The organism is Gluconobacter japonicus (genome assembly GCF_015244665.1).
Taxonomy (GTDB): Bacteria; Pseudomonadota; Alphaproteobacteria; order Acetobacterales; family Acetobacteraceae; genus Gluconobacter; species Gluconobacter japonicus.
Genome location: NZ_JABCQN010000004.1, coordinates 140,839 through 165,866, shown reverse-complemented (window position 1 = coordinate 165,866; position 25,028 = coordinate 140,839). Strand labels below are relative to the sequence as shown.

At 57.3% G+C, this 25,028-nt stretch carries 19 protein-coding genes; 9 read left to right on the top strand and 10 right to left on the bottom strand.

The genetic code is table 11. From position 1 onward, the window contains the following. Positions 1–92 precede the first annotated feature (92 nt). The 5 genes from HKD32_RS10110 to HKD32_RS10090 all read left to right on the top strand — a co-directional run bounded on the left by HKD32_RS10110 (position 93) and on the right by HKD32_RS10090 (position 7,528). Positions 93–1,121 (top strand): AAA family ATPase, encoded by a 1,029-nt coding sequence (locus HKD32_RS10110; protein ID WP_061932411.1) that lies wholly within the window; start codon positions 93–95, stop codon positions 1,119–1,121. A 5-nt stretch (positions 1,122–1,126) separates the two neighbouring features. Then, positions 1,127–2,053, top strand: a complete 927-nt coding sequence (locus HKD32_RS10105; protein ID WP_061932409.1) for a DUF58 domain-containing protein — start codon at positions 1,127–1,129, stop codon at positions 2,051–2,053. Continuing rightward, positions 2,050–4,794, top strand: a complete 2,745-nt coding sequence (locus tag HKD32_RS10100; RefSeq protein WP_061932407.1) for a DUF4159 domain-containing protein — start codon at positions 2,050–2,052, stop codon at positions 4,792–4,794. The genes HKD32_RS10105 and HKD32_RS10100 overlap by 4 nt, the downstream gene beginning before the upstream one ends. Beyond that, the gene (locus tag HKD32_RS10095; RefSeq protein WP_194257928.1) at positions 4,791–6,839 is read left to right on the top strand and encodes a glutamine amidotransferase; all 2,049 of its coding nucleotides are present in this window, start codon (positions 4,791–4,793) and stop codon (positions 6,837–6,839) included. The genes HKD32_RS10100 and HKD32_RS10095 overlap by 4 nt, the downstream gene beginning before the upstream one ends. A 77-nt stretch (positions 6,840–6,916) precedes the next feature. Then, positions 6,917–7,528, top strand: coding sequence for an ankyrin repeat domain-containing protein (locus tag HKD32_RS10090; RefSeq protein WP_061932403.1), 612 nt, complete (start codon positions 6,917–6,919; stop codon positions 7,526–7,528). Positions 7,529–7,769: 241 nt separating this feature from the next. Here HKD32_RS10090 and HKD32_RS10085 read toward each other — a convergent pair whose 3' ends face one another. The 4 genes from HKD32_RS10085 to HKD32_RS10070 form a co-directional block, all read right to left on the bottom strand. Continuing rightward, on the bottom strand, positions 7,770–8,855 hold the full coding sequence (locus HKD32_RS10085) for a site-specific DNA-methyltransferase (protein ID WP_061932401.1): 1,086 nt from the start codon (positions 8,853–8,855) through the stop codon (positions 7,770–7,772). Continuing rightward, a complete protein-coding gene (locus HKD32_RS10080) occupies positions 8,852–9,475 on the bottom strand; it encodes a ribonuclease HII (protein ID WP_061932398.1) in 624 nt (207 codons plus the stop codon). Before HKD32_RS10080 ends, HKD32_RS10085 begins: the two co-directional genes overlap by 4 nt. Positions 9,476–9,621: 146 nt before the next feature. Further along, positions 9,622–10,251, bottom strand: coding sequence for a DUF4339 domain-containing protein (locus HKD32_RS10075; protein ID WP_061932396.1), 630 nt, complete (start codon positions 10,249–10,251; stop codon positions 9,622–9,624). 64 nt (positions 10,252–10,315) lie between these two features. Then, positions 10,316–10,606, bottom strand: coding sequence for a CsbD family protein (locus tag HKD32_RS10070; RefSeq protein WP_010502078.1), 291 nt, complete (start codon positions 10,604–10,606; stop codon positions 10,316–10,318). Positions 10,607–10,891: 285 nt separating this feature from the next. On the opposite strand from HKD32_RS10070, the gene HKD32_RS10065 reads away from it, so the two are divergent. Genes HKD32_RS10065 through HKD32_RS10050 form a run of 4 tightly spaced genes read left to right on the top strand, consistent with a single transcriptional unit; the run spans position 10,892 to position 20,246 of the window. Next, entirely contained in the window at positions 10,892–12,226 is a 1,335-nt protein-coding gene (locus HKD32_RS10065; RefSeq protein ID WP_010502081.1) for an efflux RND transporter periplasmic adaptor subunit, read from the top strand. Between the two features lie 24 nt (positions 12,227–12,250). Then, entirely contained in the window at positions 12,251–15,436 is a 3,186-nt protein-coding gene (locus HKD32_RS10060; protein ID WP_061932395.1) for an efflux RND transporter permease subunit, read from the top strand. Beyond that, the gene (locus HKD32_RS10055; RefSeq protein WP_061932393.1) at positions 15,433–18,711 is read left to right on the top strand and encodes an efflux RND transporter permease subunit; all 3,279 of its coding nucleotides are present in this window, start codon (positions 15,433–15,435) and stop codon (positions 18,709–18,711) included. Before HKD32_RS10060 ends, HKD32_RS10055 begins: the two co-directional genes overlap by 4 nt. Continuing rightward, positions 18,711–20,246: an efflux transporter outer membrane subunit gene (locus HKD32_RS10050; RefSeq protein WP_194257927.1), complete on the top strand. Its 1,536-nt coding sequence runs from the start codon at positions 18,711–18,713 to the stop codon at positions 20,244–20,246. Before HKD32_RS10055 ends, HKD32_RS10050 begins: the two co-directional genes overlap by 1 nt. Positions 20,247–20,315: 69 nt before the next feature. Here HKD32_RS10050 and HKD32_RS10045 read toward each other — a convergent pair whose 3' ends face one another. The 6 genes from HKD32_RS10045 to rpsM form a co-directional block, all read right to left on the bottom strand. Further along, positions 20,316–20,486: a DUF1328 domain-containing protein gene (locus tag HKD32_RS10045; protein WP_007282750.1), complete on the bottom strand. Its 171-nt coding sequence runs from the start codon at positions 20,484–20,486 to the stop codon at positions 20,316–20,318. 396 nt (positions 20,487–20,882) lie between these two features. Continuing rightward, entirely contained in the window at positions 20,883–22,199 is a 1,317-nt protein-coding gene (locus tag HKD32_RS10040) for an MFS transporter (protein ID WP_010502094.1), read from the bottom strand. 331 nt (positions 22,200–22,530) lie between these two features. Further along, positions 22,531–22,950: a 50S ribosomal protein L17 gene (gene rplQ, locus HKD32_RS10035; RefSeq protein ID WP_010502096.1), complete on the bottom strand. Its 420-nt coding sequence runs from the start codon at positions 22,948–22,950 to the stop codon at positions 22,531–22,533. Positions 22,951–22,977: 27 nt separating this feature from the next. Further along, a complete protein-coding gene (locus tag HKD32_RS10030; RefSeq protein WP_007282745.1) occupies positions 22,978–23,997 on the bottom strand; it encodes a DNA-directed RNA polymerase subunit alpha in 1,020 nt (339 codons plus the stop codon). Positions 23,998–24,126: 129 nt separating this feature from the next. Continuing rightward, positions 24,127–24,519: a 30S ribosomal protein S11 gene (gene rpsK, locus HKD32_RS10025; RefSeq protein ID WP_007282744.1), complete on the bottom strand. Its 393-nt coding sequence runs from the start codon at positions 24,517–24,519 to the stop codon at positions 24,127–24,129. A gap of 58 nt (positions 24,520–24,577) precedes the next feature. Beyond that, entirely contained in the window at positions 24,578–24,955 is a 378-nt protein-coding gene (gene rpsM / locus HKD32_RS10020) for a 30S ribosomal protein S13 (protein WP_010502104.1), read from the bottom strand. Between the last annotated feature and the right edge of the window lie 73 nt (positions 24,956–25,028).

The window sequence follows — 25,028 nt, the reverse complement described above, 5'->3', positions numbered from 1 at the left end:
TTCCCTCCGGTTAAAATGAAAACTTCTCTTCTCACACCAAGTTGGGTGCAATCGAGCCTTGATGAAACCCCCACACCTGTCAGACTGGTGATATGAGCGAGCAGCATTATTCTACCGGCGTCTCCGCCGGAACCCTCCAGGGCGAAGCAGATGTGGCCGAGGCCGACCGTCTGGCCCCCGTTCTCCGCGATGTCCATCAGGCTATTGGCGGAATTGTGCTGGGACAGGACCGTGTGATCGAGCAGGTTCTCGTCACGATCCTTTCTGGCGGTCACGCGCTTCTGATGGGTGCACCCGGTCTCGGCAAGACACTTCTCGTCAACACAGCGTCCCGCGTGCTGGGCCTTGATGCGACCCGCATCCAGTTCACGCCTGACCTCATGCCGTCCGACATTACAGGTGCGGAGATTCTGGATCAGGACGCCAACGGACAGCGCGCCTTCCGATTCCTGCCCGGCCCGATCTTCGGACAGCTTGTTCTGGCCGACGAAATCAACCGTGCCAGCCCACGCACCCAATCTGCCCTTCTTCAGGCGATGGCCGAACACCGCGTGACACAGGGTGGCAAGGATTACGTTCTGCCGTCGCCTTTCCACGTTCTCGCGACCCAGAATCCGATTGAGCAGGAAGGCACCTACCCGCTGCCGGAAGCCCAGCTCGACCGCTTCATGCTCCGCATTCCGCTGGATTTCCCAAATCGGGATGCAGAACGTCAAATGCTTCTGCAAACAACGGGCGCCACAACCGCCCACGCCCCCACTCTGATGAACGCGACAACCCTTCTGGCTGCCCAGAAGCTGGTTCGACGCCTGCCCGTGGGAGACAAGATCGTCGATGCCATTCTGGCCCTGACACGGTCTCTGCGCCCTGAGGATTCCTCTGCGTCGAGCGATGTGCGGGATGCCGTTTCTTTCGGACCAGGCCCCCGTGCCGCACAGGCCCTCATGATCGCAACCCGCGCCCGCGCCCTTCTGAACGGCCGTCTGGCACCAAGCCTTGATGACGTCGTGGCACTGGCTGAACCAGTCTTGTCTCACCGTATCGGGCTTGGCTTCGGTGCAAGAGCTTCTGGCGTGACGGTCGAGGCCCTGATCCGCAAACAGGCCCAGACGATCCTCTGAACCCCGTGAAAAGTCCCACCGAAGCGCTCCGCAGTCTGTTCTCCCGCAAGAACAGCCGCTCCTCAGAGTCCATGACCGCCCCGGCAGAGCGTCTAGCCCTGCCGGCCCTTCTGCTGCATGCCGAAAAAATTGCCGCCAGCCTTCAGGTTGGCACGCATGGGCGCAGACGGGCTGGCAGCGGCGAAGACTTCTGGCAGTTCAGGCCATATCATACTGGTGAACCCGCAACCACCATTGACTGGCGGCAATCCGCCCGGTCCCCGATTGACAACACCTTCTGGGTGCGGGAACGGGAGCGGGAAAACGCACAGTCCCTGCTGGTCTGGTGCGACCCGTCTCCGTCCATGGACTGGCGCTCCGCTGGCACACTCCCCACCAAACGCGAACGCGCCCAACTCTGCACGCTGGCTCTTGCGGGCGCCGCCCTCAGAGGGGGGGAAAAGGCCGGGCTTTTGACGGGGCCGGAAGCGGGACGCACATTCGCTGGCCGTCAGGTGCTGGGTCGTCTTGGTGAAGCTCTTCTCCATTCCTCACCAGATGAACCAGAACTCCCCCCTCTGGACGGTATCCAGCCGCAAACAGATCTCGTCCTCATCAGTGATTTTCTATGGGAAGAAGATCGGATTGATGCCGTTCTCAAGCACTGCGCCAACCGACCGGTCCGGACGCATCTGCTGTGTATTCTTGATCCCGGTGAGCGCTCCCTCGACCAGAAGGGACGTATCCGGTTTTCCGGGCTTGAAGGTGGCGTTCTGACCCTTCCCGCAGTTGAGAGCCTCGGGCCAGCTTACGAACAGGCCATGTCCGCGCATCTCACCGCCCTTCAAAGCAGCGCAGGCCGTCTTCACGCGGATTGCATCATGCATGACACCTCACAGGACCCGCTCCCGGCGCTTCTAGCCCTACATCTTGCCATGGGAGGCGGCCGATGATCTTCCTGTCCCCGCTTCTGCTTCTGGGCCTGCTGGCGCTCCCCGCCCTGTGGTGGCTCGTCCGCGCCACGCCGCCAGCCCCGCAGGAAAAAACCTTTCCCTCCCTGCTGCTGCTCAAGCGACTGACAGCCCGGCGTGAAGATGCAGCGCGCTCACCGTTGTGGCTGCTCATCCTGCGAATTGCGGCGGTTGCCCTCGTTATTTTTGGCCTCTCCCGACCAGTCTTTATTCCACACACGAGTGACACAACGAACGGCCCCCTCCTGATCGTTCTCGACGATGGTTGGGCATCCATCCCGCACTGGAATGAACGTGTGGCGGCAGCCTTGTCTTTAGGGCAAACCGCTCTTCGCAATGGCAACCCCGTCACGGTCGTTCATGCCACCCGGTCTTCAGATGGCGCCATGCCTGAACCGTTCACGACGCAGGATGGACACGCCCTGTCCGAACATCTGGAGCATCTGCACGCACACTCCTGGCCCGTGGATCGCGCTGCACTTGCAGACCTGCTCCAGAGAGTTGATCTCTCTGACAAGCATGTCGTCGTTCTGTCTGATGGGCTTGCATCCCCCGATGATGCAGTCCTTCAGACAGCGTTAGGCAAATCGCGCTCCGTACAGGATATGCGCTGGAACCCTTGCGATATCCTGCGTCTGTCAGCAGGCCCTAATGCCGACGGCGCTCTTCACGCCAAAGCTGAAGGCCTGAACTGCCCTTCCCGCACTGTCACGATTCGCGCGGTTGCCGCCAATGGAGGCACGCTTGCTGCCTTCCCCGCACAGGTTGGCGAGGACAAAACCCTCGCACTCCCGGCTCTTCTACGAAACCAGCTCGATCATTTCACGCTCGAAGGTATGACAGGACCAGCTACAACCGTTCTGCTCGGCGACGCCGGTCATCGCCGCCCGGTCGGCCTGCTACAGACACCGGGCGATACCACTCCTCTTATCGGTTCGGCATTCTTCCTGAACCACGCCCTCGATACAGTGTCGGAGCGTCATAACGGTGACGCGAATGCATTGCTCGGTTCGTCCCTTTCCGTTCTGGTCGCAACAGATGGCGCGCTGTCTGGCGACCAGACCCGCAAGCGTGTTCTGGACTGGGTTCGCCACGGGGGAATGCTGATCCGCTTTGCAGGTCCCGGCCTTGCCGCAGATCCGTCCTCCCAGCAGGACACATCTTCTGCCGATCCGCTCCTTCCCGTCCCGCTGATGAACGGCATGCGCCAGCTTGGCGGCCCCATGTCCTGGGGAAAACCGCAGGCCCTGGAGCCTTTTCCGGCCTCGTCCCCGTTTGCCGATCTGACCATTCCAGCGGACGTAACCGTCTCTCGTCAGGTCCTCGCGAAGCCTGAAACCGGCCTTCAGGAGCATGTCTGGGCCGCGCTGGCAGACGGAACACCCCTTGTTACCGCCCGTACGGAAGGAAACGGGGAAATCATCCTGTTCCACGTTACAGCATCTCCCGACTGGTCCAACCTGCCCATTTCCGGGCTGTTCCCACAAATGCTGGAACGCCTGATTGAACGCTCAGCCGGTGTGGCCGGAAGCGGACCAACCGATCTTGCTCCATGGCGTATGCTCGACAGCGAGGGCGGCCTCGTCATGCCACCTGAGGCCGCACGCTCCATTCATGGGAACGATCTTTCAAAGACGAGCATCAGCGTGACCCACCCTCCGGGTCTTTACGGCCCCGCACATGGCACCCGTGCGCTCAATGTTTTCAATCACTCTGCTCCTCTCAATGAAGAACCACTGCTCGGTAGGCGCATTACGCCGGATGGCGCGCATCCGGACCGACCGATCGGGCCATGGCTTCTGGCGGCTGGACTTCTGGTGCTACTCGTAGACTTTGCCCTGTCTCTCAGACGCCGCGGCCTGCTCGGACCGATAGCTGCGATACTGGTTCTGATCACCATGCCGCAGGCACAGGCGCAGACAGCCATTGCTCCGCCAGCCCTCCCGGCCTCAGCTCCACCAGCAGCCCTTGAAACCCGCCTCGCTTATGTCCTGACCGGACATGACGATGTGGATGAAGCCTCAAAACAAGGCCTTCAGGGCCTGTCCGATTATACCAGTGCGCGGAGTTCAGCGGCTCTCGGCCATCCGGATGGCGTGACACCCGGCAAGGATGATCTCGCGTTCTACCCGATGCTCTACTGGCCCATTACCGCAGATGCCCAGCCCGATGCTGCTCGGACCAAAGCCCTGAATGCCTTCATGGATCACGGCGGTATCCTGCTGATCGATCAACAGGGCGCAGGCACGGATATGGATGCCGGATCCGGCGGCGCAGTCCGGGCAGCTCTGAAGCGCGTCACGGATGGGCTAGTCATTCCCCCCCTTGCCAAACTGACGGACAAACACGTTCTGGGACACACCTTCTATCTTCTACACAGCGGCTTTCCGGGCCGGATCAACGGTCAGCCCGTTTATGTCGCCCGCAATGGGGACGAGGCGAATGATGACGTCAGCCCGGTCATTATCGGCAATGGAGACTGGGCACATGCCTGGGCCGTCGATGCATCCGGCAACCATCCTTATGCAGTCCTGCCCGGTGGAGAAGACCAGCGCACACAGGCCTATCGATTTGGGGTCAACATGGTGCTCTACGCCCTGACTGGAAACTACAAAAGCGATCAGGCTCACTACCCTGAAATGCTGCGCCGACTGGGACAGGACAATCCAGACGGACAAGCGAACACAGGCAGTACGGATGAAGACGAGGAGGACGCACCATGACGTTCGATCTCGCCCCCATGCTGCCACTCTGGCTGCTCATCACGATCGCAGCCGTCATTACCATAGGCGCAGTGTACGGTTTCATCCGTGGCGCACGCGGGATGATCTGGCGCGCTCTTGCCGTTCTGGTGCTTCTGGGCTGGATGGCTGGACCACGCTCGCTCCATCCGGTTTTTAAACCTGTTCCTCAGGATGCGCTCCTGATTGTCGACCGCTCTCCGTCCATGCAGGTTGGCCAGAGAACTGCACTTGCTGATCAGACAGCCAGCCAGATCATGCAGGATGCCGCCCACCTCCCCGGCCTGACCCTACACCGGGTCGATGTTCCCGGAGGCAACGGGCACGGCACACGTCTGTTCGACGCAATAGATCATGCTGACCTGCCGCAGGGTCGCTTTGCCGGTGCAATTGTTGTCACGGACGGGATGGACCATGACGTGCCCGCGCACCTACCTGCGCGCTTCCACGGCCCAAATGGGCAGACGCTGCCGATGCATCTCCTTGTGACGGCCAAGGGAGAAGAAACAGACCGCAGACTGCGTATTCTCAGCACGCCGCCCTATGCCATCGTCGGACAGAACGCAACCATTCGCCTTCAGGTGGACGATCTCGGATCACCCGCCACGACAACAGCCACGCTGACTGTTCGCGCTGGCGATTCCCAACCTGCGACACGCGAAATCCAGACCGGCCAGCCACAGGACATCACTGTCCCCGTTCAGCATCCCGGCGAAACGCTGGTTGGCTTGTCTGTTTCCGCCCTTCCTGGTGAAGCCTCACAACTCAACAACTCTGATGTCATCCGGATCCGCGGCGTGCGGGACAGGCTCCGCGTCCTGCTGGTTTCGGGAGTGCCCAACCAAAGCGAACGCGTCTGGCGCCGCCTTCTGAAAGCTGACCCGTCTGTTGATCTGGTCCACTTCACCATTCTGCGTTCTCCCAACACGGATGACGGCACACCGCTTTCCGATCTCGCGCTGATTCCATTCCCTATTCGGGAACTGTTCCAGGAAAAGATCCGCAGCTTTGATCTCATCATTCTGGATGGGTTCCGAAACAGCAATATCCTGCCCGAAGAGTATCTCACCAACATTGCGGACTATGTGCGCAAGGGAGGCGGCCTGCTTGTTACGGCCGGTCCGGAATTCGTGCAGGACGGGTCTTTGCAGGACACGACACTGGCGCAGGTTTTTCCCGCTCATGTCCCAACGGACGGGATCGTCACCCAGCCTTTCCGCCCCGGCCTTACAGATCTCGGTAAGGCGCATCCTGTCACCACAGGTCTTGGAAACAGCAGCGACTGGGGGCCTTGGTATCGGTCTGCCAAAGTTGATCAGTCTCATGGGCAGAATCTGATGAGCGGGCCTGACGGCTCTCCTCTTCTTCTACTCGATCGTGTGGAACAGGGCCGCGTCGCCATGCTTCTGTCTGATCAGCTCTGGCTCTGGTCTCGTGGTGAAGGCGGTGGCGGCCCACAGGCGGAACTGCTTCGTCGCCTGTCTCATTGGCTCATGAAAGAGCCAGACCTTGAAGAAAATCGCCTAACGGCGCGCATCGAAAATGGACAGCTTCTTGTAGAGCGTCATGCTCTTGGCCAGACGACCATCACACCGCAGGCCATGGTGACACTCCCGGATGGCCGGACCCAACCCCTCTCCATGACGGGCGGAAAAGGACTGTGGACTGGCACGCTCCCCGTCAGTGGGAACGGAATCTGGACTATCCGGCAGGATGGCCTTGTCGCTTTCGCAAGCCCCGTGTCTCAGGACGCTTTGGAACGGCAGGATCTCCGCGCAACGGCGACCGTCATGGGAGCAACCGCCAACACCTTGGGCGGCAGCCACAACTGGACAGGGCTTGCAATCCCGCATCTTCGACAGGTTCAGGCCGGACAGGATTTGTCTGGATCCGGCTGGATTGGCCTTCCCGTCAGCAAGGCTGCGGTCGCCGGAGAAACGCGGACCCAGGACCTGATCCCTGGATGGCTCGCGCTTGTTCTCGCTCTTGGATGTCTTGGGCTTGGCTGGTGGCGGGAAGGACGCTGATGTTGCGACGTGTGACAAGTTGGGGACGACGATTCTGGAGACTCGCACAGGACTTCAGATCGCAGTATATTGACCCTATGCGACTGCCTCTGACCCTTCCCCGCCTTTTGCTGATTGCCGCCCTGGCAGCCACACCGACAATTTTTGTGCCCTGGCACTCTGCCCATGCGCAGGACGCCGATGACGCAGAGGCTGAACAGGAAGCCGAGGAATCCGCCAAAAAGGCTGAGGCCCGCAAAGCTGCCAAGCGGGCAGCGCCTCCATCAGCATTGCCTGGTGCTGAAGCCTCCGACGATGATGCCGGCCATGCCCGTACGGATACAAACCCGACAACGGCCCTGTTTGATGCCGTCAATCGCGGTTCACTGAACGCGGCCAAGGAAGCCCTGAATCGCGGTGCGGACATGAACGCGCACAACATTCTCGATCAGACGCCCCTCGACATGGCCATCGATCTGAATCGCAACGACATCATGTTCCTGCTGCTCTCCATGCGCACTTACAATCCTGATGGCCGTCTGGAAACAAGTGTTCAGGATAGTGGCGTTCAGATGAAAGGCGGAAGCGGCCATCTTACAATCGGCGGCAGCGCTGCCACCTCAAGCCGCAAGAAGGCTGCTCCACGTTTCGATGAAAAGGGTGCCAGCACTGATCCGGCTTCCGGTTTCCTGGGCTTCGCCGGTCGCTAATCCCTTCATTTTCAGAGACACAAAAAAAGCCGAAAGGAATTTTCTCCTTTCGGCTTTTTTTATTCATCGGTCTATGCGTCATCAGTTCCGAAAGATCGGACGAACACCACCATACTTAATATTTTCGTCCCCATGCAGGGGCCGGGTACGGCTCACGTGCATGGTAACCTCCAAACACGTTTCAGAAGCCGTACAAGCAGCTCTCTGCAGCTCTTGAAGTTGCAGTGGCGTCTAAGGAAAATTAGCCCACGTTTCGGAGGGCTACACTCTCCTGACGCAGGATATCAATCGGCACCATCTGCCCGTCACGCTCGAAAAACCAGAACGTCCACCCATTGCAGGATGGCGCATTCGTTAGCGTTGCACCGAGTTTGTGAATGGACCCTCGCTGATTGCCAGACACGAGTGTTCCATCCGGCGTCACCGTCGCCTTCAGGCGTTTCTGACGATCATAAAGAGCGGTTCCCGCAGGCAGAACACCCGTTTCCACAAAGCTTCCAAACGGAATACGCGGCATCTCGCGCTTTGCTGGCGTCACAGCAATCTGCTCAGACGTCAGGCGCTCTTCACGCGCCACACGCTCCCGCGCAGCCTTCACATAATCCGGATGACGCTCGATGCCGACATAATGACGTCCCAGCCGCTTGGCGACGGCGGGTGTCGTACCGCTTCCGCAAAACGGATCCAGCACGACATCTTCCACATTCGTGGACGCCACAAGCACACGATGCAGCAGACTTTCTGGCTTCTGGGTCGGATGCAGCTTCAGACCATGCTCGTTCTTCAGGCGCTCATTGCCTGTGCAAAGCGGAAGATACCAGTCGGACCGCATCTGAAGATCATCATTCAGCGCCTTCATGGCCTGATAGTTGAACCGATAACGGCTCTGCGGGCTTTTCGCCGCCCAGATCATTGTCTCATGAGCATTCGTAAACCGACGCCCACGGAAATTCGGCATGGGGTTAGACTTGCGCCAGATAATGTCGTTCAGGATCCAGAAACCAAGATCCTGAAGGATGGCACCGAGGCGGAACACGTTGTGATAGGAGCCGATCACCCAGATCGTGCCATCCTTGTCCAGAATACGATGCGCTTCGGACAGCCACTCTCGCGTGAACTTGTCATAGGCGGAATAATCGTCGAACTTGTCCCAGGCGTCATCAACACCATCGACAACCGTCTCATCCGGACGACGCAACTCGCCACGAAGCTGAAGATTATATGGCGGATCGGCAAAGATGCAGTCCACGCTGCCGTCCGGCAGGGTCTTCATCGTTTCCACGCATTCACCACGCAGGATCTGGTCCACGGGAAGTTCGCCGGTCATGCTGCGTGCGCCTTTGCTTCAATCATGTTTCGGATCGGCGCAAATCCGCGCCTGTGATGGGGCGTGACACCCCGAATTTTCAGACCACTCATATGAACGGCAGTGCCGTAACCGGCATTGCGCTCCCACCCATACGCGTCGTGCCGAACAGCAAGACGGGCCATCAGGCGGTCACGTGTAATTTTTGCAATAATGGATGCTGCTGCGATGGAAAGACTGATCCCATCTCCGCCGATCACCATCTGGATGGGACAAGGCAGCTTCGGTGCGTGCTTGCCATCAACCAGAGCAAGGTCAGGCATCCGGCCGAGCCGGTCCAATGCCCGACGCATCGCAAGATGGCAGGCCTGAGCAATATTGATTTTTTCGATTTCGGTTACGGAGGCAGCGCCGATACCCGTCAGAATATCCGGCGCCTGCATCAGCAGGTCATAGGCGATCATACGCCGCTTTGCCGTGAGCTTCTTGGAATCATCAAGCAGAACCGAGAGTTTTTCATCAGGCTCGGACGTAAAAGCAACAGCAGCAGCAACTACAGGCCCAGCCAGAGGACCACGCCCTACTTCGTCGATCCCGACGACCAGCCCTCCGTGGGCGGCTTCAAGGGCATAATCTGGCATTCCTGAACTGCTCCCCGACCGATCCGGTCAATAAACTGACTACCGAATCGGTTTTGAATCATGGCGACTCGAAAGGGAAGCCCAAAAATGGGTTATTTTTCAGATTAAGCTGTCAAGTGTGTTCCGAAAGACTCTTTCCAGCCGCTTCAGAGGTTCTCTTGGTCTCCGTCTCCCTCCGCCGGTGCCGTTGACTGAACAGATCCTGATGTGTGGTGGGCATGCCGTGCCTGCTCACGAATTTCGGGAAAACGGGCAATCGTATCTCCAATGTTGAACACCAGAAGAACCAGACTGACCACCAGCAACGACATCCCTTTCCCAACAACCTGACGACGACGCCAGAAATAGCCAGGCAGAAACAGCCACCACCAGAAACCCGGCGGTGTATTTCCTGCTTCCCGGATGGCATTCCGATCCAAGGTAAATGCTGTAAAAAACAACCCCAGAACCAGAAGCCCGACGATGCCGTTAGTATTCATGCGAGCGGCCTCAGGAACATGTCGCCAGTCCATGATATAAAGTGTCATTCGTCCCATGAGCCATGGGCCAACCAGAAGCACCCAGGCCCAGTGTTCCGACACTTCCGCCTTCGGCCTCAGAAAGCCGGTCAACGGGGACACCAGTCCGGCAGCTGAAGCTGGTCGCCAGCTATCGCCAAACGACGGATTCCAGACCAGTGTTTCCGGCCGGATACGCTGCTGCATGATCAGACGTAAAATTTCTTCACGGGAAACAGGGCCAGACTGTTGCCCATTGCTCTCGTAAAACCAGTCCATAAAAATAAAGCCTCCCGGATTACTCCGGAAGGCTTCTAACACACGAAGTCATTCGTGCGCGAAATTAGCTGCTCTTACGACCGAACAGCAGACCACCGATAATCATGCCAACAACGGTCGCAATGACGACGGAAATCAGCGGGCGATCCTGCACAAACGCGGTGGCTGCCTCAAGCTTTGTCTCACCTTCATCATACAGGTCAGCGAATTCCTGCTGCGCCATACCAGAAAGCTGGTCAAACTTGCCTTCAGCCTGCGTTGCCGTGTCGCCGGTCAAACCACCGATACCGTCCTTGATCTTGCCCTTGGCTTCGTCGAGAAGGCCTTCAGCCTTGGTTGTCGTCGTATCAGCCATGTGTCTCTCCTGTCTCCGGATATGATCCGTTCTTGGTCTTAACGACCTGCGAACCATAGGGTTGCCTCAAGAATATGGTGCGATCATGAAATGGAGCAAGAGAGTAATATCCTGAAAAAGCAACTTGTTAAGGCCAATGGTTTCAGAACCGTTTCCAAACCTGAACAGGATTTAAGGTCTTGTCATGGCAGGGTTGCACAGCCTGCACTATAGAAGAATGACTGACAAAGGGGTGCCCTTCTCAAGCACATCCGGATCCAAGTGTACGGGAAAGACAGAACGATTATGGACGAGCAGACGGCCGGCTCCAGCGACCGCCACCAGAGCAGCAATGCCCAGCCCCTTCCCGCCGCCCGACGTCCCCGTCGGCGCTGGCTCCTCTGGGGGATCGTCGTTCTTGTTCTCCTGCTGATTCTTTTTGCGGTCCTCCGTCCGCACGGAAGGAACGCGGGAGGCGGACACAAGGGCCAATCCGGCGATACACAGCCGGTCGCCGTCGCCACAGTTCATACCGGCGACATGCCAGTAGTTCTTCAGCTTCTCGGCACGGTCGTCCCCGTCACCAACGTCACGATTACCCCTCGTGTCAGCGGCCATATTCTGGACGTATATTACCAGGAAGGTCAGCACGTTAAGAAGGGCGACGAACTGGAACTGATCGATCCACGCCCCTATGAGGCGACACTGGCGCAATACAAAGGCACTCTCGCCGCAGATCGCGCCCAGCTTGAGAAGGCACGCGTGGACAATGCGCGTTACCAGAAGCTGATCCGTCAAAACTCCACATCAGCCATGACGGCACGGGATCAGGAATTCACAGTCCAGCAGTTGGAAGGCACCGTAAAGTTCGACGAAGCCAATGTCCGCAATGCCGAACTGAACGTGATGTACTGCCACATCATTGCACCGGTTGATGGGCGCGTCGGTATCCGCGTGCTGGATAAAGGAAACTATGTTGCGGCAGGCCAGTCTGGCGGTCTGACGATCCTGACTCAGATGGAACCGATTTCCGTTATCTTCACCGTTCCGCAGAATCAGATCGGCCCCGTTGCTGACAGGCTGCATGACGTCAGTGAACTCCCAGTCGAAGCCTGGAACAGCGACAATACCCAAAAAATCGCCGATGGCACCGTGAAGGCTCTGGACAGTCAGATCGACACTTCAACCGGTACGGTCCGTATGCGTGGCATCTTCACCAATGAAGATGAGCGCCTGTTCCCGAACGAATTCGTCAACGCACACCTGCTTGTCAAGACGCTGCATAATGCTCTGATTGTTCCAGGCAATGCGCTTCAGACCGGTCCGGACGGTCAGTTCCTCTACGTCGTCCAGCCAGATATGACGGTGAAGGACGTCCCCGTGAAGGTGGGTGAGACCGACGACAGCAATGCCGTCATCCTTTCCGGTGTAAAGGCTGGAGACCGTGTGGTGACCGACGGTGTCAGCCATCTGCGCCCTGGCCAGAAGGTGTCGATCCCGGATACGTCCACCAACCAGACCGCTGCCGCAGAAGCCAAGACGGCCGAAACCCATCATCGCCACAGCAACGGCCAGCAGAGCACGGATGCTGCCAAGCACAGCAATGATCCTTCTGCCCCCGATGCCGCTGGCACTCACTGACCGTTCACAGGGAACAGCAAGACCGTGAATCCGTCCCGCCTGTTCATCGAACGTCCGGTTGCCACCAGCCTCCTGATGTTCGCCATCCTGCTGAGCGGTCTGCTCGGCTACCATTTTCTGGCTGTTTCAGCGCTTCCGCAGGTCGAGTATCCGACGATTACGGTCTCGACTTCCTATCCGGGCGCTGGGCCAGACGTGATGAGCACATCCGTCACAGCCCCGCTTGAGACGCAGCTCGGCCAGATGCCCGGCCTGGACCAGATGACCTCCCAGTCGTCTGGCGGCGCATCGGTCATTACCCTGCGTTTTGGCCTCGATATGTCCATGGATGTGGCGGAGCAGGAAGTTCAGGCGGCGATCAACAACGCAACGTCCCTGCTCCCGACAGATCTGCCTGCTCCCCCGATCTACGCCAAGGTCAACCCAGCAGACACACCCGTTCTGACACTCGGCATCACGTCCAAAACGATGCCGCTTCCGGAAGTGGAAGACTACGTCAACACGCGTCTTGAGCAGAAAATCAGTCAGATTTCCGGCGTTGGTCTCGTGACCCTGTCTGGCGGCAATCGCAAGGCGTATCGCATTCAGGTCAACATCCCGAAGCTAACCTCCTACGGCATCGCCATCGACACCCTGCGCACCATCATCACAACCGTCAACGTCAACTCTCCAACAGGGACGTTTGACGGCCCCAAGCGCTCGACATCCCTTCGTATCGACGGACAGATCCAATCCGTGGCGCAGTTGATGAATCAGGTCATTGCTTATCAGAACAATGGTCCAATCCGCGTGCGAGACGTCGCCACCGTTGTGGAAGGCGCCGAGAATAGCCAGCTTGCAGCATGGTCGAATGGAACGCCTGCCCTGATCCTAAACGTGCAGCGCCAGCCCGGCGCTAACGTCATCGGAGTTGTGGACAATGTTCTGCGCATTCTTCCGCAACTCAAACAGGACCTGCCGCCCGGTATTGAAATCACACCACTGACGGACCGGACCACAACCATTCGAGCCTCTGTCGAAGATGTGGAATACGAGCTTGGCCTAGCCATGGTGCTCGTTGTTGGCGTGATTTTCGTCTTCCTGCGCAACGTCCCCGCTACAATCATTCCAAGCCTCTCGGTCCCACTGTCCCTCGTGGGCACGATGGCGGCGATGTATCTGCTTGGCTTCTCGCTCGACAATCTGTCGTTGATGTCCCTGACCATTGCGACAGGCTTCGTGGTCGATGACGCCATCGTGGTGATCGAAAACATTGCGCGTTACATCGAAGCTGGCGAAGACCGTTATACTGCCGCCCTCAAGGGTGCCGGCGAAATCGGGTTTACGATCATCTCGCTAACCGTTTCGCTGATAGCAGTACTGATCCCGCTGCTGTTCATGAAGGATGTCGTAGGGCGTCTGTTCCACGAATTCGCCATGACGCTGTCGATCACCATCGTCATCTCCGCCATCGTGTCCATTACACTGGTCCCGATGATGTGCGCCCGGATGCTGACGGATACGCACGCTCCCTCCGCAAACCACGGCTTTTGGGGGCGTCTGTCCAACGCAACCGAGCGCGGTATCAACGGCATGATCGCGCTTTATGGCCGTTGGCTTGATGTTGTGCTTCGTTTCCGCGGGCTGACGCTTCTGGTTACGCTGGGAACAATCATTCTGACGGGTGCTCTCGCCTATACGATCCCGAAAGGCTTCTTTCCAACTCAGGATACCGGCGTCGTGCAGGGTATCTCGGTCATGTCGCAGGCGATTTCTTTTGAAGGCATGAAGGACCGTCAGCAGGCCCTTGGGGCGGAAATTCTTAAAGACCCTGACGTCGCCAGCATCTCGTCTTTTGTAGGCATCGATGGCCAGAACATGACGATGAATGTGGGGCGTTTCCTGATCAATCTGAAACCCCGCACCGATCGCACATCTGACCTGACAACCATCCTTCACCGTCTGGGTCAGCTCGGCCAGAATGTGGTTGGAACGCAGCTTTTCGTTCAGCCTATTCAGGATCTATCACTGGATTCCTCGATCTCCGCAACCCAGTACCAGTTCATGCTGGAAAACCCGGACTATGACACCTTCAAAACGTGGGTGCCGAAGTTTGTGGCTGAACTACAGAAAGAACCCTCCCTCGCGGATGTGACATCCGATCTTCAGGCCGAAGGTCTGGTGGCCCAGCTTTCCCTCGATCGGGCCACGGGCGCACGTTATTCCATCACCCCACAGACGGTCGATAACCTTCTCTATGACAGTTACGGCCAGCGCCAGATCTCCACGATCTACACACAGGCCAACCAGTATCGTGTCATTCTGGAAGCTCTGCCCGAGCTTCAGAACGATCTGACGTCTCTGGATCAGCTCTATCTGCCAGGAATTTCGTCCGAAGCCGGAGGCAGCACATCAGGACCTACACGCCAGCCAACGTCTGGTTTGGTGCCCCTCAAGCAGGTCACAACCATCACGCACAGTCTGGCTCCTCTGCTCATCAGCCATTACGGACAGTTCCCGGCCACAACCATTTCGTTCAACGTCGCCAAGGGATACTCCCTGGGGGCAGCGACGAATGCCATTGAGCGTGTAGAGCAGAGCATCGGCCTGCCGCCTGCCTTCCAGACCGCATTCCAAGGAACAGCAGCCGCATTCCGCTCGTCCCTGACCAATGAAATCTGGCTGGTCATGGCAGCCGTCATCGCGGTCTATATCGTGCTGGGTATTCTCTATGAGAGCTTCATCCATCCCATCACGATCCTCTCCACCCTACCCTCCGCAGCGATCGGGGCGCTGATCGGTCTGTACCTGTTCGGGATGGATCTCGACATCATGGGAATCATCGGCATCGTGCTGCTGATCGGCATCGTGAAAAAAAATGCCATCATGATGATCGACTTCGCGCTTGAGGCGGAGCGTCTTGAAGGACATACGCCACTGGAAGCCATTCGTCAGGCAGCCCTGTTGCGTTTCCGCCCCATCCTGATGACAACACTCGCCGCATTGTTCGGTGCCCTGCCTCTGATGCTGAGTCATGGCGTCGGATCAGAACTGCGCCGCCCTCTGGGCGTCGCCATCGTTTGTGGCCTGATGCTGTCGCAGATGCTGACCCTGTTCACCACACCGGTCATCTACCTGTTCATGGACGGTATCGGCCGCAGAACCCGTGGATTGCTACAACGCTATCAGGCCAGCCGGACACCTTCCCCAAGCCCGCATAGCAACCCGTGAACCTGATCCGCCTCTTCGTCATGAGGCCAGTCGGGACAACCCTTCTGGCCGTTGCGCTCGTGATCGCCGGTATTCTGGGCTATTTCAGCCTTCCCGTTGCTGACCTCCCGAACGTGGACTTTCCAGTCATCATGGTGATGGCGAACCAGCCTGGCGGTTCTCCTTCCGAGATCGCCAGCACGGTGGCCGCCCCGCTGGAGCGCCATCTGGGTGCGATTTCAGGCGTCACGGAAATGACGTCTGAATCCACCGTCAACCAGACGCGCATCACACTCCAGTTCGATCTCTCCCGAGACATCAATGGCGCGGCGCGGGATGTAGAGTCAGCATTGCAGAGCGCAAGACAGGACCTTCCTTCTACTCTTCGCACCAACCCGACCTACGACAAGGCCAATTCCAACGGGCCTCCAGTCGTTGCCATGACATTGACGTCCGATACCCGGACTCCGCAGGAACTCTACGAGTTTGCAAGCAATGTCCTGACCCAGCAGCTCAGCCAGGTTGAAGGCGTTGGAGAAGTTGAAATTCGAGGCAGCTCCCTGCCCGCCGTTCGTGTCGAGCTGAACCCCTTACGCCTGTTTCGCTACGGTATCGGGTTCGAAGATGTCCGGGCGGCTCTCGCCTCAGCAAATGCCCACACCCCTAAAGGCTTCATTGATTCACACGGCACCCGCCTGATGCTGTCCACGAACGATCAGGCCAGCAAAGCCGAAGACTATCGCGGACTGGTCATTGCCTATCGCAACAATCAGCCTGTGCGCCTGACAGATGTTGCAGACGTCAATGACAGTGTCGAGGATCTGCGACAGACGGGCTTTCACAACGGCCAGCGCGCAATCATCTGCACAGTCTTCACGCAGGGAGGTGCGAACGTCATCAAGACGGTGGATGGTATCCGCAGCCGTCTGCCCATTCTTCAGTCTGCATTGCCGGGCAACACTCATCTTAACGTCATGATCGACCGGTCAAAAACCATCCGGGCATCTCTGAACGATACGAAGCAGACCCTGATTATTGCTGTTGTGCTCGTAGTCATTGTGGTTCTGCTGTTCCTGCGCAGCTTCTCGGCCATTCTCATCCCGGCCGTCGTCGTGCCTGTGTCCATTATCGGAACATTCGGCGCCATGGCGCTGATGGGATACCAGCTCGACAACATGTCTCTCATGGCCCTGACCATCTCCACAGGTTTTGTGGTCGATGATGCCATCGTCGTGCTTGAAAACATCACCCGCTACATGGAGATGGGCCATGAACGCGTGGAAGCCTCCATCCTTGGGGCCAGTGAAGTAGCCTTCACGGTTCTCTCCATCACAGTATCCCTGGTTGTCGTGTTCGCCCCCATCATGTTCATGGGGGGCGTTGCCGGACGTCTGTTCCATGAATTCGCGATGGTGATGGTCATTACCCTGACCATCTCACTGGTGCTGTCGCTGTCGCTGACTCCGATGTTGAGCGCCATGATCCTCAATGTCACACCCGCCAACAGTCAGACACTTTGGGGAAAGATCGGCTCTCTTCTGGAAAGAGCGATCGACGGTATTGCCAAAGGATATGATCGCTCTCTGGGCTGGGGTCTGCGACACCCTTTCCTGATTGTTCTTTCCCTTCCCGCCACACTTCTTCTGGCAGGCATTCTCTTTGTAAAAATGCCCAAGGGCTTCTTCCCGTCTGAAGACACGGGGCAACTCATGGGTCGACTGGTCGCGGACCAGTCCGTGTCGTTCCAGTCTTTGAAAGCGCTTGCCGCTCGCGCCATGAAAGTCGTGGCCGCGGATCGGGATGTGGCTGGAGTCATGGGCGGCGCAGGCGGCCGCTCCGCGAATTCAGCCAATATGTTCATTGCTCTCAAACCCAAAGAAGAACGCAAGGACAGCTTGGCCAGAACCGTTCAACGCCTCAACAGAGCTTTCGCCAATGTCCCGGGAGCCCAGTTGCGCCTGATGGCACCGGGGGCCGTCCGGGTCGGCGCACGCTCTGGAGATGCGTCCTATCAGTATTCTCTGGAAGGGCCTTCGGCAGAAGAGCTTTACGAGTGGACGCCCAAAATCGTGGCCGCCCTCTCCAGAATTCCCCTGCTGATGAATGTGTCATCCAACGTGGAAGAAGGCGGTCAGGCTATCGCGATTGCCATCAACCGCGATATGAGTTCCCGATATTCCATCACTCCACAGCTGATTGCCAACACGCTCTATGATGCCTTCGGACAGCGTTCAGCATCCGTCATCTACGGCTCCCTGAACCAGTATCATGTGGTTATGGAAGTTGCGCCGCATTACTGGGAGAACTCCGAAACGCTGAAGCAGATGTGGGTCAGCGCATCCGGCGGTACGGCGACAGGGGGAACATCCTCCAACAATCTCCGCGTCAGAGCCAGCACGACATCCAGCACACTCTCCCAGAGCGAACAATCTTACCTGAACTCCGTGGCCAACGCACTCGCTGGCGGTAAATCTGCGTCAAGCGGATCTGCTGTAACGACCAATTCCGAAAAGATGGTTCCTCTTGGGGTACTGGGTCATCAACGCATGACCAATACGGCGCTGACAGTGAATCATGATGGTCTGTCCGTCGCCACAACGGTGTCTTTCGATCTGGCGCCCGGCGCCTCGCTGGGCCCGGCCGTTCAGGCCGTCGAAGCCGCCATGGTCAAACTTCATGTCCCACCCACCATTCATGGAGGCTTTGCAGGGAATGCGGCTGCGTTCCAGAAATCCGTCAGCGATGAGCCTTTGCTCATCCTCGCGGCACTGGCTGCGGTCTACATCGTTCTGGGCATCCTCTATGAAAGCCTCATTCACCCGTTGACCATTCTGTCGACACTTCCCTCCGCAGGTGTTGGCGCATTGCTCGCTCTACAGGTCTTCGGGCAAGAATTCTCACTGATGGCCATGATCGGCGTTATTCTGCTGATCGGTATCGTGAAGAAAAACGCCATCATGCTGATCGATTTCGCCCTGGTGGCACAACGTGAAGGAGCGACGGCACTGGAAGCCATTCATCAAGCCAGCGTCCTGCGTTTCCGTCCTATCCTCATGACGTCTCTTGCTGCCGCCTTTGGTGCTGTTCCGCTTGTTTTCGGCAATGGATACGGTAGCGAACTACGGCGGCCTCTCGGCATTGCCATTCTCGGCGGCCTGATGGTCAGCCAGCTTCTAACGCTCTACAGCACGCCCGTCGTGTTTCTCTATCTCGATCGTTTTGGAAAGATGCTCGGTCGCGTCCGGCATCATTTTGCCACCCTGCTTCACATCTCGCCCCGGGAAACGGAAATCTGATGACCGCCCTTCGCATGCCTTCCCTGCGCACCCTTCTTCTGGGAGCCGCATCCCTGCCTTTCCTGAGCGGCTGCATGGTCGGACCGAATTATCATCGTCCTTCGGCAGTGATCTCCGCACATTTCAAGGAAGCCCCCCCTCCTGCGGGCTGGAACAAAGCACAGCCAGATCTGGCCCTTATGCCCAAAGGAGACTGGTGGACAATCTTCAACGATCCCCTTCTGAACGATCTTGAAGAACGCGTCGCAACGTCTAACCAGAGCCTGAAGGAATATGAGGCACAATATCGAAAGGCTGCTGCAACCATCAATTCCATCAAAGCCAGCCTGTACCCAACCCTGAGCGGCAATTTCAGCTTCAATCGCAATTCTCAGGGCAGCAGCGCGACCAGCACCAGTGGCGGCTTCACCTACAGTTCCTCCCAATCCTATACGAGCAATACATGGGCCACTGGCCCGTCTGCCAGTTGGACCGTGGACGTCTGGGGCAAAGTACGCCGACAGATCCAGGAGCAGGTTGCGGCCACACAAGGTGATGCAGCCCTTGTTGCCAGTATGCGCCTGTCTTACCAACTGACGCTGGCACAGGATTATTTCAGCCTGCGCTATCAGGACAGCCTGATCGATCTGTATGCGCGCAATGTCGGTCTCTATCGGGACAACCTGAAAATCCTGCAAAATCAGCTCGACGCTGGCGTTGCAGATCCTACCAGTGTCCTACAGGCCAAATATCTTCTGCAATCAACCGAAGCCAGTCTGGCCAACGCCCATATCGCACGCGCGCAATATGAACACGCCATTGCGATGCTAACAGGGCGGGCACCAGCAGATGTAACCATCGCAACGGCTCTTCTTCCAAAGACCCTGCCCCCAGCGCCTGTCGCCCTCCCCTCCATGATCCTAGAACGCCGCCCAGACGTTGCTCAGGCTGAACGGAACATGGAAGCGTACAATGCAGAAATCGGTTACACGATTGGCGCCTTCTTCCCCGAAATTACCTTGTCTGCTTCTTACGGCTACAGCGGCAATCCGCTTCAGCAACTGATCCAGACAGCCACGCGAACCTGGGGCCTCGGCGCTGCCGCGACCCAGACCATTTTTCAAGGCGGCGCACGAACCGCCGCAGTCCGGGAAGCCGAAGCTGATTACGATAATGCGGTGGCCACATATCGTCAGACCGTTCTGGCAGCCATGCAGGACACGGAAGACCATATGTCCAACCTGCATTATCTGGCCCAGCAACTGACACTTCAGAACCAGGCCGTTGAGAGCGCTCAGGCTGCCGTTCGCGTGTCCATGAATGAATATCTTGCTGGCACCCAGATCTACACCACCGTCATCACCGCCCAGCAGACCGCGCTGCAATACGAAGAGACCCAGCTCAATATCCGGCAGCAGCAATTCAATTCCGAAGTGGCGCTCCTGACAGATCTCGGGGGCGGCTGGAGCACAAAAGACCTTCCGACCAAAGCGTCTCTCCAAATGGACAACCCGCTTCTTCCGTCCTTTATCCAGAAAGACAAGAACGGCCGATAAACATAAAAAGGGCGGGACCTTCCGGTACCCGCCCTTTTTTATACCCGCTTAGGGCACTGACACATGCCCTTAGAGAGCATGAAGTCCGGCAACACCTGCAAGAATTGCAAGAACAGCCAGAACCAGGAAGATGATGAAAAACAGCTTCGCAATACCTGCTGTTGCTGCGGAAATTCCCGAAAAGCCGAATACGCCGGCAATGATGGAAATGATGAAGAAAACGATAGCATAGTGCAGCATGGAACATGATCCTTGAATAACAGGTCGTGGTCATGTCGTAACGTCCTATGCCTCAGGAAGGTTTCTTTCCCGAAAAAACAGCTCGCCCCAAGAGCAACCCACTGGCGAATGCGGCCGAAAGCAAGAAAAACGGCTGATCCGCCATCAGGTCTGCCATAAGAGCACGGCTCTCTTTTAGAAATGTGCACGTTTTTTTCTTCATGCTGTCACAATCTACGAGACGATCAGCACCGTCCTGCAAAGAAGAAACCGTTTCGTCCAGATATGATGCGAGATCTGCATCCATAATGTTGCACTCCATAATCAACGTATCCAATACATACAAAAACAGGGGCAGTTCGAAAACGAACTGCCCCCACTCTTTGACGGTCGAGCAACAATCTGTTGTTGATGGCCTCAGTGGCCGACAGCAGTCGTAGCCTCACCGCGCGCCGTCGCTTCTTCTGTATACCGACGAGCCTCAGGAGAAATCTTGAGGGCCAAAGTCATACCCGCCGAGGCAAGATAGATCACCGCGAATGTCCAGATCACATAGCTCATGCCAGGACCAAAAATCGCCCCACACAGGGAGACGATAGCAGGCCCCACCCATGTAGACGCGCCCGCGCCCAGACCCAGAATGGAAAGCGCAGCGGCTTTTTCACGAGGACAAATCTGCGGCATGAGTCCAGAAAGCGGGACAAACGCAGCCACTGTTGCTCCGTAGAAAATACCTGCAGCAGCAACGGCCCAGAAATTCCCCGGGAACCAGAGCGGAACATAATAGAACAGAGGAATGGCAACGAAGCCACCAATGCCACCGAAAACCGAGACAACAAACCGGTGCCCCAAGGTGTCGGCAACCATACCAGACACAAGGTTAAACAGGATGTTGCTCAGGAAGATCAACGAGAGCAGGTTCAGCCATTGTTCAAGAGTGAAGTGTAGCTGATCCACGAAGAACGCTGGCATAATGGCAAGAAAAGCATATTCAGACGAGGTATCAATGATACGAACAATACCCGCAATCGTCGTCTTCGGCTCACGCCACATGATGCTAAGAGAACCGAAAAAAATGTCCTTTGTCGGAATATGATCCGGCAGCAGACGCTTTTTCCCCGTTGGCTCATGTGTAAACAGGAGCGCTACCAAGCCACCAATAATGACCAGCCCCAACGAACACCAGAACGTCTTGAGCTCGCCAATTTGGGGAATGGTGTAACGAGCGAACTGCGATCCCAACGTTGGAAGACCTGCAGAAAACGAAAACCAGAACCAACCCGCAGCCGATCCCAGCATGGCCGCAGGCGTTGCAGCCGCGATCCAAACCAGAAAACCATACGCGAATAGCGGATAGGCAAACCCACGCAACGTATAGAAAAGAAGGATCATCGGGCCATTGTTTGGACCCAGACCGAACGTCAGAAAACCGACTTCCAGAATGGCCCACAGAATCAGACCCAGCCACATAACTTTTTTCGGTCCCATCAGATCAGACAGCGGGCCTGAAAACCACGCCGCAATCATGACCGTGATGCCGTAGAAAGTGAAAAGTTCGTTGACGAAGCCTTGGGAATGACCGTGATGCAGCATGTAAGTGTCAAGATAACCGGCTTCAACACCGTCCCCGACCATGAATAGAAGCTGACCAACAAAAGCCCAGAAAAGGGCGCGTGGGATGCCAAGAATTTCCGCTAGCCCGCGTTTTGGTGCGGCTGTTTCGGACATGTTCATGCTCTCCAGGCGTAGGCGCGTCACGAACCTGCTTCGACCTCATTGCCGAAACAGATATGGGATGCGTCGTTGCGGGCCCTACGAGAGTGCTCGGACCCGTTTCTCAAAATGATGCAGGACAGCGAGGACAGCAACTTGCCGACACTCAGAAAAGGCACTTTCCCCGCCCTAAAGGGCGAGAGAAAAACAGCCGGTCAAAAAACCGGACGTGAATCGTCCTGCAAGAGATGTGGCAAAACTACACACTCGGCACAGAGTTGTGAACCTTAGAATAAAAAAAAGGCCGGTGCATTGCTGCACCGGCCTTTTCCTGTTTCCGAAGAACAAAGCCTCAGGCGGCTTCCTGCTCTTCTGCAACCGGCTTCGGACCGCTGTCCTGACCCTTGGCATCGACATCGCGTTCGACGAGTTCAATGACAGCCATGTCAGCGTTGTCACCGTAACGAACGCCAGCCTTCAGCACGCGGGAATAACCGCCAGCGCGTGCCTTATAACGCTCAGCAACGGTGCTGAAGAGCTTGCTGACAACAGCCTCATCACGCAGCTGAGCGAAAGCCTGACGACGAGCGTGCAGGTTACCGCGCTTGCCGAGTGTGATCAGCTTTTCAACAACCGGGCGAAGTTCCTTCGCCTTCGGCAGCGTCGTCGTGATCTGCTCGTGCTTGATGAGTGCGACAGCCATGTTGCGGAACATGGCAGCGCGGTGAGAAGAGGTGACATTGAGCTTACGCCCACTCACACCATGACGCATTGCTAGTTTTCCTTACCTTAGAAGTTCTCAGAACGTCTCATCGAGACGCTTGGCCAGATCCTCGATGTTCTCGGGCGGCCAGGCCGGAACGCTCATGCCGAGCGACAGCCCCATACCGGTGAGAACTTCCTTGATCTCGTTGAGCGACTTACGCCCGAAGTTCGGCGTACGGAGCATTTCCTGTTCGGACTTCTGCACCAGATCGCCGATATAAACAATGTTGTCGTTCTTGAGACAGTTGGCGCTACGCACCGAAAGCTCAAGCTCGTCAACCTTGCGAAGAAGATTACGGTTGAACGGCAGGTCATCCTGCGGCTCTTCATGCTGGACCGGGCGCGGCTCATCAAAGTTGATGAACAGCTGAAGCTGATCCTGAAGAATACGCGCAGCAAGAGCCAGACTGTCCTCTGGCGTTACAGCACCATTCGTTTCCACCGTCAGCAGCAGCTTGTCATAGTCAGTGACCTGACCAACACGGGTCTGCTCGACCTTGTAAGACACGCGACGAACCGGCGAGTAGATAGCATCAATCGGGATCATACCGATTGGTGCGTCTTCCGGACGATTTGCAGCGGCGGCAACATAACCTTTGCCCATGTTGACGGTGAACTCCATTCCGAGCTTCACACCATCATCAAGAGTGCAGATTACGAGGTCAGGATTCATGATCTCAATGTCATGACCAGCCTGAATCTGCCCAGCCGTTACTTCTCCCGGACCAGTTGCCGTGAGAATCATGCGCTTCGGGCCTTCACCATGCATACGAAGTGCGAGCTGCTTAACGTTCAGGACGATGTCCGTCACGTCTTCGCGCACACCAGGAACTGCAGAGAACTCGTGCAGAACGCCATCAATCTGAATGGCAGTTACTGCCGCGCCCTGAAGGGAAGACAGAAGAATACGACGCAGCGCGTTGCCGAGCGTCATACCGAAGCCGCGCTCCAGCGGCTCCGCCACAACGGTGGCGATGCGCGAAGCAACCGGGCCGGGCTCGACTTCAAGCTTCTCCGGCTTGATGAGGGACTGCCAGTTTTTCTGGAGAACCAAGGTCGTGGCCTTTCAAACAACGAAGCCCGCCAACAAAATTGGCGGCACCTGGCCCGCACGGATCGTGCGGTAGAAGATGCAATCAAAAAACATGCTGCGCACCTTTAACAATGCGCAGCACAGCATCACTCAGACGCGACGACGCTTCCGCGGACGGCAGCCGTTGTGCGGGACTGGTGTCATGTCACGGATGGACGTAATCGTGAAGCCAACAGCCTGCAGCGCGCGAAGAGCACTTTCACGCCCCGAACCCGGACCGGACACTTCGATCTCAAGCGTTTCCATGCCGTGCTCGCGAGCCTTGCGGCCTGCGTCTTCTGCAGCAACCTGAGCTGCATACGGCGTGGATTTACGCGAGCCCTTGAAGCCCTGTGCGCCCGAGGAGGACCATGCAATTGCATTACCCTGCGCGTCGGAGATCGTGATCATGGTGTTGTTGAACGTGGAAAGCACGTGAGCAACGCCAGAGATGATATTCTTGCGCTCTTTCTTACGAATGCGCGGTGCTGCGGCCTTGGCCATAATAGAGGTCGTCCTAAAAGTTAGCGAAAAGCGTCAGAGTGAAGCCATCAGGCGCGAATTAGCGCGTGACCTTCTTCTTGCCAGCAATCGCAACAGCCTTGCCCTTACGGGTACGGGCGTTCGTGTGCGTACGCTGACCGCGGACCGGAAGACCGCGACGATGACGCAGACCGCGGTAGCAGCCCAGATCCATCAGACGCTTGATGTTCATGGCTGTCTCACGACGCAGATCACCTTCGACGCGGTATTCGCCGTCGATCAGTTCACGGACCTTCACGATCTCGTCGTCAGACAGTTCGTTTACGCGCTTCGCATCGGGGATCCCGAGCTTGCTGCAGATTGCCTGTGCCGTCGACGGGCCAATGCCGTAGACATAGCGCAGGGCGATGACCACCCGCTTGTTGGTCGGAATGTTTACGCCGGCAATACGTGCCACGCCAATTCTCCCATCGACGCAGCCTTCAAGGCCGCGTCAGCCTGTTTCATGCCCGGCCGAAACCGGATCGATT

Bases quoted from the DNA above. Each gene is read 5' to 3' on its own strand.
- HKD32_RS10110 (WP_061932411.1), top strand. From the start codon at position 93: ATGAGCGAGCAGCATTATTCTACCGGCGTCTCCGCCGGAACCCTCCAG.
- HKD32_RS10100 (WP_061932407.1), top strand. From the start codon at position 2,050: ATGATCTTCCTGTCCCCGCTTCTGCTTCTGGGCCTGCTGGCGCTCCCC.
- HKD32_RS10095 (WP_194257928.1), top strand. From the start codon at position 4,791: ATGACGTTCGATCTCGCCCCCATGCTGCCACTCTGGCTGCTCATCACG.
- HKD32_RS10090 (WP_061932403.1), top strand. From the start codon at position 6,917: ATGCGACTGCCTCTGACCCTTCCCCGCCTTTTGCTGATTGCCGCCCTG.
- HKD32_RS10085 (WP_061932401.1), bottom strand. From the start codon at position 8,855: ATGACCGGCGAACTTCCCGTGGACCAGATCCTGCGTGGTGAATGCGTG.
- HKD32_RS10080 (WP_061932398.1), bottom strand. From the start codon at position 9,475: ATGCCAGATTATGCCCTTGAAGCCGCCCACGGAGGGCTGGTCGTCGGG.
- HKD32_RS10075 (WP_061932396.1), bottom strand. From the start codon at position 10,251: ATGGACTGGTTTTACGAGAGCAATGGGCAACAGTCTGGCCCTGTTTCC.
- HKD32_RS10070 (WP_010502078.1), bottom strand. From the start codon at position 10,606: ATGGCTGATACGACGACAACCAAGGCTGAAGGCCTTCTCGACGAAGCC.
- HKD32_RS10065 (WP_010502081.1), top strand. From the start codon at position 10,892: ATGGACGAGCAGACGGCCGGCTCCAGCGACCGCCACCAGAGCAGCAAT.
- HKD32_RS10050 (WP_194257927.1), top strand. From the start codon at position 18,711: ATGACCGCCCTTCGCATGCCTTCCCTGCGCACCCTTCTTCTGGGAGCC.
- HKD32_RS10045 (WP_007282750.1), bottom strand. From the start codon at position 20,486: ATGCTGCACTATGCTATCGTTTTCTTCATCATTTCCATCATTGCCGGC.
- HKD32_RS10040 (WP_010502094.1), bottom strand. From the start codon at position 22,199: ATGAACATGTCCGAAACAGCCGCACCAAAACGCGGGCTAGCGGAAATT.
- rplQ (WP_010502096.1), bottom strand. From the start codon at position 22,950: ATGCGTCATGGTGTGAGTGGGCGTAAGCTCAATGTCACCTCTTCTCAC.
- rpsK (WP_007282744.1), bottom strand. From the start codon at position 24,519: ATGGCCAAGGCCGCAGCACCGCGCATTCGTAAGAAAGAGCGCAAGAAT.